Raw genomic sequence first — 1,987 nt, forward strand, 5'->3', positions numbered from 1 at the left:
GTTTTGTGCCCGGTATTCGCCCTGGGAAAAAGACCGAGGAGTATCTGGAATACGTGGTAAACCGTGTATTGGTGCTTGGGTCTGGCTATCTGGCCTTGGTCTGTTTGCTGCCGGAAATTCTGCGTCATCAACTGGCGATTCCGTTCTATTTTGGCGGCACCTCGGTGCTGATCGTGGTGTCGGTAACGATGGATACGATCAATCAGGTTCAGTCGCATCTGTTGGCTCATCAGTATGAAGGGTTGATTGAAAAATCGCAGCTGCGCGGGAAAAAGCGCGGCAAGCCAGCACCAGCACGTCGCTAAGGGGGTCCTATGCCGAATATCATCCTACTCGGGCCTCCTGGCGCTGGCAAAGGCACGCAAGCAAAGCGTTTGGTAGATGAGCGCCAGATGGTGCAACTGTCGACAGGCGATATGCTGCGTGAGGCCAAAACCTCGGGGTCCGAGATGGGGCGCAAAGTGGCTGCCGTAATGGAACGGGGTGAGTTGGTTACGGATGAAATCGTGATTGGCTTGATCCGTGAAAAATTGGGCGGCGCGGCGGGTGGCGGGTTCATCTTTGACGGCTTTCCCCGCACCTTGGCGCAAGCAGATGCTTTGGGTCAATTGATGTCCGAGACGGGCCAGACGCTGAACGCTGTGATTGAGATGCGCGTGGATGATGCGGCCTTGGTCTCGCGGATAACTGGACGCTTTACCTGTGGCGATTGCGGCGCTGTCTATCATGACCAGACCAAGCCCACAGCGGTGGCAGGCGTGTGTGACAGCTGCGGGTCGGACAAGATGGTGCGGCGCGCGGATGACAACGAAGAGGCCTTGCGTACGCGGCTTATGGAATACTACAAGAAAACTTCGCCTTTGATCGGATATTACTATGCCAAGGGCGCGCTGTCGTCCGTGGATGGTTTGGCCGAAATGGATGCGGTTGCGGGTTCTATCGCAACTGTGCTGAACAGCGGCGATTAAACACGGGCCTGCCCTTGACGGGCGGGTCAAAACCCCATATTGCACGGCGTCCCCTAGGGGAATCGTTTCGCACTTTGGGTCTCTCAAAATTGTAAACGGAAAACATCAAGGGCGGAGACGCCGCTCTTGGGTTGTGAAAAAAGGTTCTGGCATAACGGAACCGCAACGAAAGGAAGCGCGCGTGGCTCGTATTGCTGGCGTAAACATTCCGACGGGGAAACGTGTCCCCATCGCATTGACCTATATCACTGGGATCGGTTCCCACACCGCAGAGTTGATCTGTGAGGCTGTTGGCATTGACCGCGCCCGCCGCGTAAACGAGCTTTCGGATGCCGAAGTGCTCGCGATCCGCGAACATATAGACGCGAACTTTACCGTTGAGGGTGATCTTCGTCGTGAAACATCGATGAACATCAAGCGCTTGATGGACCTTGGTTGCTACCGTGGCTTGCGCCATCGTCGTGGCCTGCCGGTTCGTGGTCAGCGTACCCACACCAACGCTCGTACCCGCAAAGGCCCTGCAAAGGCCATTGCTGGCAAGAAGAAATAAGGGGGCGTTGAATAATGGCACGCGATAAGACCCGTATGAAGAAAAAAGAGCGCAAGAACATCGCCGCTGGCGTTGCTCATGTGAACTCTTCGTTCAACAACACAAAAATCCTGATCTCTGACGTTCAGGGCAATGCAATTTCTTGGTCGTCTTCGGGCACCATGGGCTTTAAAGGGTCGCGCAAATCGACTCCTTATGCTGCTCAGATGGCGGCTGAAGATGCAGCGCGTAAGGCGCAAGAACATGGCGTAAAAACGCTGGAAGTTGAAGTGCAGGGCCCAGGTTCGGGCCGTGAGTCCGCGCTGCGTGCGCTGGCTGCTGCTGGTCTGAACATCACGTCTATCCGTGATGTAACGCCAATGGCACACAACGGCTGCCGCCCACCAAAGCGCCGCCGCGTTTAAGGGTTTTCGATTTTATCGGGCCGGGCGCGGTTTGCGCACGGCCCGATTTCGGCATTTCTACATCC

At 55.9% G+C, this 1,987-nt stretch carries 3 protein-coding genes and 1 pseudogene; all 4 read left to right on the plus strand.

All coding sequences use genetic code 11. The annotated features are described in order from the left end of the window. Positions 1 to 305 (plus strand): annotated as a pseudogene (locus tag WBC85_RS02805) (preprotein translocase subunit SecY); the annotation flags it as partial. Positions 306 to 314: 9 nt separating this feature from the next. After that, entirely contained in the window at positions 315 to 968 is a 654-nt protein-coding gene (locus WBC85_RS02810) for an adenylate kinase (RefSeq protein WP_424433159.1), read from the plus strand. A gap of 181 nt (positions 969 to 1,149) precedes the next feature. After that, entirely contained in the window at positions 1,150 to 1,518 is a 369-nt protein-coding gene (gene rpsM / locus WBC85_RS02815; protein ID WP_028914100.1) for a 30S ribosomal protein S13, read from the plus strand. A gap of 14 nt (positions 1,519 to 1,532) precedes the next feature. After that, entirely contained in the window at positions 1,533 to 1,922 is a 390-nt protein-coding gene (gene rpsK, locus WBC85_RS02820; protein ID WP_022704897.1) for a 30S ribosomal protein S11, read from the plus strand. Positions 1,923 to 1,987 lie beyond the last annotated feature (65 nt).

The organism is Planktotalea sp. (assembly GCF_049680325.1).
Taxonomy (GTDB): domain Bacteria; phylum Pseudomonadota; class Alphaproteobacteria; order Rhodobacterales; family Rhodobacteraceae; genus Planktotalea.

Coding starts and splice junctions, on each gene's coding strand:
- WBC85_RS02810 (WP_424433159.1), top strand. CDS start 315: ATGCCGAATATCATCCTACTCGGGCCTCCTGGCGCTGGCAAAGGCACG.
- rpsK (WP_022704897.1), top strand. CDS start 1,533: ATGGCACGCGATAAGACCCGTATGAAGAAAAAAGAGCGCAAGAACATC.